A 7946-nucleotide genomic window follows, 5' to 3' on the forward strand; every position below is an offset into this window, starting at 1 on the left:
GCGCGCGCTCGCCGTCGTCCCCAGGTGCCCCATCGTCCCACCCACCAGAGGGTGGGACTCGTCGACGTACGGTTTGCCCAGGAGGCTCATCGTCACCCCGGCGTCGAGGAGTTCGGCCAGGTCCATCAGTTCCTGCCGGGCCCCGGCCATACCGCGCCCGGCCAGGATGGCCACGCGCTCCCCCGCGTCCAGCACGTCGACCGCGCGCGCCACGTCGTCCTCGCGCGGCGAGACCACCCCGTGCGTCCATTCCGGTGCGGTGACCACCACGCCGTGCTCCTGGCCGAGGTCGTCACCCAGGTCGGGTGCGGGCGCGTTCTGGACGTCGTGGGGAAGGACCACGACGACGGGGGTCCGGTGCGTCAGGGCGGCGCGGAACGCCCGGTCGATCACCATGGGCAGCTGCTCGGGCGTGAGGACGGTCTGCATGAAGGGCCCGGCCACGTCGGCGAACACGCTGCTCAGGTCGATCTCCTGCTGATAGTCGGAACCGAGCACGCTCGTGTGCTGCTGCGCCACCAGCGCCACCACCGGCACGCTGTCCAGCTTGGCGTCGTACAGGCCGTTGAGCAGGTGCACGGCACCCGGGCCCTGCGTGGAGTTGACCACCCCCACCCCACCCGAGTACTTGGCGTCGGCCACCGCCATGAACGCCGCCGACTCCTCGTGCCGCGCCCGCATGAACCGCGGTGCCACGTCGGCGCGCTGCAGCGCGCCGAGCAGCGGGTTGTTTCCGTCCCCCGCATATCCGTAGATCCGTTCCACATCCCAGGCGACCAGTCGTTCGACGACGAGGTCGGCCACCGTCTTGTCGTGGGTCATCTAAGTCCCCTCTCCGATTGACGGCACTGATGGTGGGCCCCACCGTAGGGGCCGCACCGATGAGCCTCCACCGGTTGTCCACCAGGTGGAGGCCACCTAGCGTGCGCGGCATGGAGACCTCACTGAAGGCAGTTGCGCTGGTGTGTTCGCTCAATGCGTCCCCGGCCGAGTCGAGTAGCGACCACATCGCCCGACAGGTCCTCGACGAGTTGGGCACCCACGGGATCGAGGGCGAGACCGTCCGGGTGGCCGACTACGACGTGCGGCCAGGGGTTGACGACGACATGGGGGACGGCGACCAGTGGCCGCAGATCCTCGACAAGATCCGGGCGTCCGACGTGCTGATCCTTGCGACGCCCACCTGGGTGGGACACATGTCGAGCATCGCGCAGCGAGTACTGGAACGCCTGGACGGACAGTTGTCGGCGACCGACGAGCAGGGGCGGCCCGCCATGTTCGGCAAGGTCGCCGTGTCGGCCGTGGTGGGAAACGAGGACGGCGCGCACAAGATCGTGGCCGACACGTTCCAGGGGCTCAACGACATCGGGTTCACCATCCCGGCCCAGGGGTGCACGTACTGGAACCACGAGGCAATGAATCCCAAGGACTACAAGGATCTCGACGAGACCCCGTCCGCGGTCTCCGCGACCATCTCCACGCTGTCCGCCAACGCGGCCCACCTGGCGCGGCTCCTCCGCTCAGCGCAGTACCCGGCGGTCTGACTTCCCGAGCGGTCTCCTCGGCAACCGGGGCCTCACCGTTGGTCGCACCCTTTATCCTTCAGTGATGTCCGCCCGCCGGACGAGTATCGACCGCCCAGCAGTGCGGCACCCCACGCCGCCCGAGGAGACTTGATGACGACACCCGACACCGACCGCTCGCAGACCGCTGTCATCGTCCTGGCCGCCGGTTCCGGCACTCGGATGAAGAGCGCGACCCCCAAGATGCTGCACCGGGTGTGTGGGCGGACCATGCTCGGGCACGCGCTGCACGCCGCGGCCGGGATCCGCCCGGAGCAGATCGTCGTGGTGGTGGGCCATCAGCGTGAGCAGGTCGGGGCCGCGGTCGCCGAGCTCGCCGTCGACCTGGGTGTCCCGGTGACCACCGCGGTGCAGGAACAGCAGAACGGCACGGGCGACGCGGTGGCCGCCGGCATAGCCGCCCTGCCCGCGGACTTCTCGGGAACGGTGCTGGTCACCACCTCTGACATCCCCCTGCTCGACGCCGACACCCTCCGCGAGGTGGTCACGCGCCACGACCTCCGGCCGCGCGCGGCGGTCACCATCCTGACCTCCACGGCCCCCGATCCCACCGGGTACGGACGGATCGTGCGGAACGACGACGGCGAGGTGCTGCGGATCGTCGAGCACAAGGACGCCTCGGACGACGAGCGGGCGATCGACGAGGTCAACTCCGGCATCTACGCCTTCGACGCCGGCGTCCTGCGGGAGAAGTTGGGCGAGCTGGGCACCGACAACTCGCAGGGCGAGCTGTACCTCACCGACGTGATCCAGCTGGCCCGTCAGTCCAACGGGCTCATCCGCGGCCACCGCATCGAGGACGCCGACCTGGTGGCCGGGGTCAACGACCGCGTCCAGCTGGCCGGGCTGGCCGCCGAGATGAACCGCCGCCTGTGCGAGAAGGCCATGCGCGCCGGCGCGACGATCGTCGATCCGGGCAGCACCTGGATCGACGTGGACGTCCGCATCGGCCGGGACGTGACCGTCCTGCCGGGAACCCACCTCACCGGCTCCACGGAGATCGGCGACGGCGCGACCGTCGGGCCGGACACCACCCTGCAGGACACCACGGTGGGCGAGGGCGCGACCGTCGTGCGCACCCATGCCGTCGGCGCCAGCGTCGGGCCCGGGGCCGAGGTCGGCCCGTTCGCCTACCTGCGACCGCAGGCGGAGCTGGGCGAGCGCAGCAAGATCGGCACCTTCGTGGAGGTCAAGAAGTCGACGATCGGGGCGCACACCAAGGTCCCGCACCTGACCTATGTGGGCGACGCGACCATCGGGGAGCACACCAATATCGGGGCATCCAGCGTCTTCGTCAATTACGACGGGGTGAACAAGAACCGTACAGTGATCGGCGATCACTGCCGCACCGGTTCGGACACCATGTTCATCGCACCGGTGACCGTCGGAGACGGGGCCTATTCGGGCGCGGGTACCGTGATCAAGAACGACGTCCCGCCCGGGGCCCTGGCTGTGTCCGGCGGACGACAGAGGAACATCGACGACTGGGTGATCGAGAACCGACCGGATTCCGGCTCGGCCGAGGCCGCCCTACGTACCCGGAACGACTCCTAGAAGGACGGACTCACCGAGTGAGCGAGTGGATCGACAACCAGAAGAACCTGATGTTTTTCGCGGGGCGCGCGCACCCCGAACTATCGGAGCAGGTCGCCGCCGAGCTGGGGATCGAGGTCACCCCCCAGACCGCACGCGACTTCGCCAACGGCGAGATCTTCGTCCGCTTCGAGCAGTCCGTCCGCGGTTGCGACGCGTTCGTGCTCCAGAGCGCCCCGGCGCCGGTGAACAAGTGGATCATGGAGCAGCTCATCATGATCGACGCGCTCAAGCGCGGTAGCGCCAAGCGCATCACGGCCGTGCTGCCGTTCTATCCGTACGCGCGCCAGGACAAGAAGCACCGTGGCCGCGAGCCCATCTCGGCCCGCCTGATCGCGGACCTGCTCAAGACCGCGGGCGCGGACCGCATCATCACGGTGGACCTGCACACCGACCAGATCCAGGGCTTCTTCGACGGCCCGGTCGACCACATGCACGCCCAGGGCCAGCTGTCGGATTACGTGCGTGAGCACTACGGGACGGACAACATCTGCGTGGTCTCCCCCGACGCCGGCCGCGTCAAGGTGGGCGAGAAGTGGGCTGACGCCCTCGACGGCGCGCCCCTGGCCTTCGTCCACAAGACCCGCGACCCCAACGTGCCCAACCAGGTCAAGTCCAACCGCGTCGTAGGTGACGTCGAGGGACGCACCTGTGTGCTGATGGACGACATGATCGACACCGGCGGCACCATCGCCGGCGCCGTCAAGGTCCTCAAGGACGCCGGTGCCGGCGACGTGATCATCGCCTGCACCCACGGCATCTTCTCCGACCCCGCCGCCGAGCGGCTGGCCACGTGCGGGGCCAAGGAGGTCATCACCACCGACACGCTGCCGATCCCGCCGGAGAAGCGGTTCGACAACCTCACCGTGCTGTCCATCGCGCCGCTGCTGGCCCGGACCATCCACGAGGTCTTCGAGAACGGCTCGGTGACCAGCCTGTTCAACGGGAACGCCTGACATGACGGCGGACGCCGCGGGGCGCGCCACCATCTATCACAACCCGCGCTGCTCGAAGTCCCGGCAGGCGCTCGACCTGCTGCGCGAGCGGGGAGTCGAGCCGACGGTGGTCAAGTACCTCGACACCCCGCCTACGGTCGCCGAGCTCCGCACCCTCATCTCCGATGCCGGGCTGACGGTGCGGCAGGCCGTGCGGGTCAAGGAGACCGAGTTCACCGACCTGGGCCTGCTCGAGGCCTCGGACGAGGAACTGCTCGAGGCGATGGTGGCGCACCCCCGGCTCATCGAGCGGCCCTTCGTCGTCACGGGTAAGGGCACCCGCCTGGCGCGGCCCACCTCCGCCGTCGAGGAGATCCTCTGACGCCTGCGGGGCCCGGCGTGACCCGGGGCCCGGCGTGATTTGGGGGCCGGGCTCCGCGCCGCTAGGCTGATCGGGTCATCTCGGCGAGGGAGGGCCCTGCGCGGGCCACTCCGTTATCGACGCGATCATTGTCGGTGTGGTCCCCGGTGGGCCGCCCCGGGCGATCGTCTCGGTCGCCGGGGAGGTCTCAGCCCGCAGAGCGCACGCGCGCTCCCCACCGACAGAAGGTTCACCATGGCCAAGGAAATCAACAACCTCAAGACCTCCATCCGCACCGAGTTCGGCAAGGGCTCCGCCCGCCGCGCCCGTCGCGAGGGCCAGGTCCCCGCGGTGCTCTACGGCCACCACACCGAGCCGCGCCACCTCCTGCTCAACACCCTGGAGTTCGCCGCGGTGCTGCGTGCGCACGGCACCAACTCGCTGCTCACGCTGGACATCGAGGGCGAGGAGCAGCTCGCGCTGCCCAAGCAGATCGACGTGCACCCGCTGACCCGCGTCATCGAGCACACCGACCTGCTCGTCGTGCGCAAGGGCGAGAAGGTCACGGTCGAGGTCTCCGTCACGGTCGTCGGCGACGCCGCCCCGGGCACCCTCGTGACCCAGGACGCCAGCTACGTCGAGATCGAGGCCGACGCCACCCTCCTGCCCGAGGGCCTGGAGGTCTCGGTCGAGGACGCCGAGGCAGGGCTCCAGATCACCGCCGCCGACATCGAGCTCCCCGCCGGCAGCACCCTGATCTCCGATTTCGAGACGCTGATCGTCAACGTGATCGAGGCGCCGTCCGAGGCCGACCTCGAGTCCGAGGAGGAGGCGGCCCCCCAGGGTGAGGCCGCCGAGGACGCCGCTCAGGCCGCCGAAGAGGCGTGATCCCCCGCGCCGCGGCCTGAGCTGCGGCGACCCCTTCGCGGGCCCGCTTCCGACCACTGTGTCGGAGCGGGCCCGCGGTCGTTTCCGGACCCCCAACATCCGCACGCTCCGGCCGGCTGGTCCTCACCGTTGATGAGACCTAACCGCGGATGAGGCCGACGGCCAAAACGACCATCATCACGGCGATCCCCGCGTCCAGCACCCGCCACGCCCCGGGCCTGGCAAACACCCCACGCAGGGCCCTGCCACCGAAGCCGATCAACGCGAACCATGCCGTGCCGGCGAGGAACGCCCCGGCCGCGAACACCCAGCGGAGGTCCCCCGCCTGCTGGTTGGCGAGAGTCCCCAGGAAGACCACGCTGTCGAGGTAGGCGTGGGGGTTGAGCCAGGTGAACGCTGCGCACGCCGCGACCGCGCCCAGGGTCGAGGGGATCCGTGCGTCGCCGTCCACCTGCAGCCCGCTGCCGGAGCGGAGGGCGCGGGAGGCGGCAAAGGCGCCGTAGGCCAGCAGGAACACCACCCCGAACCACTTCATCACCGTGATGGCGGCGGGCGCGGACTCGACCAGCGCCCCGACCCCCGCCACGCCGAGCAGGATCAGGACCGCCTCGGACAGCACGCAGAACATCACGATCGGGACCATCGCGACGTCGCCCCGGATCGAGCGCTGGAGGACGTAGGCGTTCTGTGCGCCGACGGCGGCGATGAGCCCGAGGCCCATGCCGGCGCCCATGAGAAGCGTGGAGGTGGTGGTCACGTCTTCACGCTAGGGGCGCGCCAGCTGTAGCTCAACTACGGTTTCTTCGTTAGTATTACCGCTACTTATGCACGCACTTCACCTGGACCAGCTGCGCACCCTCGTGGCCGTCGTGGACCTCGGTTCGTTCGACGCGGCAGCCGCCCACCTCCACGTCACGCAGTCGGCGGTGTCCCAGCGCATCCGGGCGCTGGAGGACTCGGCCGGCCGCATCCTGGTCCGCCGGGACCGCCCGATCACGGCGACCGACTCCGGCGAGACGGTGCTCCGGACCGCACGTCAGATGCTCCACCTGGAGGAGTCCCTGTCCCGCGAGTTCGACGGAGCGGACTCCCCGACGGGTCATGTGGTCCTGGCGGTGGCGTGCAACTCCGACTCGCTGGCCACCTGGTTCCTCGACGCCATGACCGAGGTCCACTCCTCCGGCCGGGTGGTCTTTGACCTCCGCCGCGAGGACGAGTCGCTGTCCTCCCAGCTCCTCCGCCGGGGTGAGGTGATGGCGGCGGTGACCAGCGAGTCCCGACCCGTCCAGGGATGCCGGTCACTTCCCCTGGGGTCGATGCGATACCTCGCCTGCGCCAGTCCCGGGTTCGTGGCCCGGCACCTGCGGGACGGCTCGCCCACTACCGCGCTGGGCCGAGCCCCCATCGTCGACTTCGACCGCAGCGACGCCCACCAGAACCACCACTACCGACGGCTGGCCCGCCGCGAACCGACGGGACCCCGCCACTTCGTGCCCAGCTCACACGACCACGTCCGGGCCATCGCCGCCGGGTTGGGCTGGGGCCTGGTCCCCGAGCGGCTGGCCACACCGTGGCTGGTCTCCGGCGAGCTCGCCCAGGTCTCCCCCGACCACCCCCTTGACATCCCACTGTTCTGGCAACACTGGAGACTCCAGTCCCCCGACCTGGACGCCCTGACCGCTGCGGTGGTCGAGACCGCCCGGGCGGAGCTGCAGGCCTGACGGCGCGAGCGGGAGCAGTGCGCAGTGCGCGGTGCGAGCGGGAGCACAGGCCATCGCGAAGCGGCGACCGACGGACCGGCGACCGACCCGGTCTGGGACCATGAGTCCGTGAGTACCGCTGACGCCCCCGGCCCCAGACTCGTCGTGGGCCTGGCCAACCCCGGTCCCGACTACGACGGCACCCGCCACAACATCGGCTGGGACGTGCTGGTCGAGCTCGCCTCCCGCGCCCTGCCCATGCCCGCGAGCTTCTCCACGCACAAGCGGACCAACTGCGAGGTCGCCCAGACGCGGATCGCCGACCAGGCCGTGATCCTGACCCGTCCGCGCAGCTACATGAACCTGTCCGGGGGCCCCGTCGCGGCGGTCGCCAAGTACTTCTCCGTCGCACCCACCGACGTGATCGTGGTGCACGACGAAATCGACATCGACTTCGGTCAGGTCCGCCTCAAACGTGGCGGAGGCGAGGGCGGACACAACGGCCTGCGCTCGGTGACCAGTGCCCTCGGCACCCGCGACTACATCCGCGTCCGCGCGGGGGTCGGCCGGCCGCCGGGTCGCATGGCGGTGGCGGACTACGTGCTCAAGCGCTTCTCCAAGCTCGAGCAACCCGACGTGCCGTTCCTGGTCCAGGACGCGGCCGACGCCGTCGAACTGCTTCTCACGCACGGACTGGAGACCGCCCAGAACCAGGTCCACTCCGCGTGAGCCGGGCAGGACGCACGCGCCGGTTCACGCGCGAGGCAGTCCTGGGCAGCGGGCGGGATCTGTACGACCGCGCAAGCCGCGCACTGATCAACTGGGACATGCATCGTCGCGCCGGCCTCGTCGTCGTCACCGACGGTCCCGCCACGCCCCGCCGCAC

Annotated in this window: 8 protein-coding genes and 2 pseudogenes; 8 read left to right on the plus strand and 2 right to left on the minus strand. The window is 70.0% G+C overall.

Annotated elements, in window-relative coordinates; translation table 11 throughout:
- The coding region (locus G6027_RS18705; protein WP_277612320.1) for a thiamine pyrophosphate-binding protein at window positions 1-822 on the minus strand (822 nt) is incomplete at its 3' end.
- Window positions 823-932: 110 nt separating this feature from the next.
- Between G6027_RS18705 and G6027_RS07980 the strand changes: the two genes are divergently transcribed.
- From G6027_RS07980 to G6027_RS08000, 5 genes and pseudogenes are all read left to right on the plus strand, one after another.
- Entirely contained in the window at window positions 933-1544 is a 612-nt protein-coding gene (locus tag G6027_RS07980) for an NAD(P)H-dependent oxidoreductase (RefSeq protein WP_182636709.1), read from the plus strand.
- Between the two features lie 132 nt (window positions 1545-1676).
- Window positions 1677-3137, plus strand: a complete 1461-nt coding sequence (gene glmU, locus G6027_RS07985) for a bifunctional UDP-N-acetylglucosamine diphosphorylase/glucosamine-1-phosphate N-acetyltransferase GlmU (protein ID WP_182636710.1) — start codon at window positions 1677-1679, stop codon at window positions 3135-3137.
- A 23-nt stretch (window positions 3138-3160) separates the two neighbouring features.
- Window positions 3161-4132, plus strand: a pseudogene (locus tag G6027_RS07990) (ribose-phosphate diphosphokinase); the annotation flags it as partial.
- A gap of 1 nt (window position 4133) precedes the next feature.
- The gene (arsC, locus tag G6027_RS07995) at window positions 4134-4493 is read left to right on the plus strand and encodes an arsenate reductase (glutaredoxin) (RefSeq protein WP_182636711.1); all 360 of its coding nucleotides are present in this window, start codon (window positions 4134-4136) and stop codon (window positions 4491-4493) included.
- Window positions 4494-4727: 234 nt separating this feature from the next.
- Window positions 4728-5360, plus strand: coding sequence for a 50S ribosomal protein L25/general stress protein Ctc (locus G6027_RS08000; RefSeq protein WP_182636712.1), 633 nt, complete (start codon window positions 4728-4730; stop codon window positions 5358-5360).
- Between the two features lie 139 nt (window positions 5361-5499).
- On the opposite strand, the gene G6027_RS08005 is transcribed toward G6027_RS08000, so the two are convergent.
- Window positions 5500-6093: a LysE family transporter gene (locus tag G6027_RS08005; protein WP_187702716.1), complete on the minus strand. Its 594-nt coding sequence runs from the start codon at window positions 6091-6093 to the stop codon at window positions 5500-5502.
- A gap of 91 nt (window positions 6094-6184) precedes the next feature.
- On the opposite strand from G6027_RS08005, the gene G6027_RS08010 reads away from it, so the two are divergent.
- The 3 genes and pseudogenes from G6027_RS08010 to G6027_RS08020 all read left to right on the plus strand — a co-directional run.
- Complete coding sequence (locus tag G6027_RS08010; RefSeq protein WP_182636714.1) at window positions 6185-7081, plus strand: LysR family transcriptional regulator ArgP; 897 nt, start codon at window positions 6185-6187, stop codon at window positions 7079-7081.
- Window positions 7082-7231: 150 nt separating this feature from the next.
- Window positions 7232-7789 (plus strand): aminoacyl-tRNA hydrolase, encoded by a 558-nt coding sequence (gene pth, locus G6027_RS08015; protein WP_187702717.1) that lies wholly within the window; start codon window positions 7232-7234, stop codon window positions 7787-7789.
- Window positions 7790-7818: 29 nt separating this feature from the next.
- Window positions 7819-7946, plus strand: a pseudogene (locus G6027_RS08020) (DUF1990 family protein); the annotation flags it as partial.

The organism is Dietzia sp. SLG310A2-38A2 (genome assembly GCF_014145095.1).
Taxonomy (GTDB): Bacteria; Actinomycetota; Actinomycetes; order Mycobacteriales; family Mycobacteriaceae; genus Dietzia.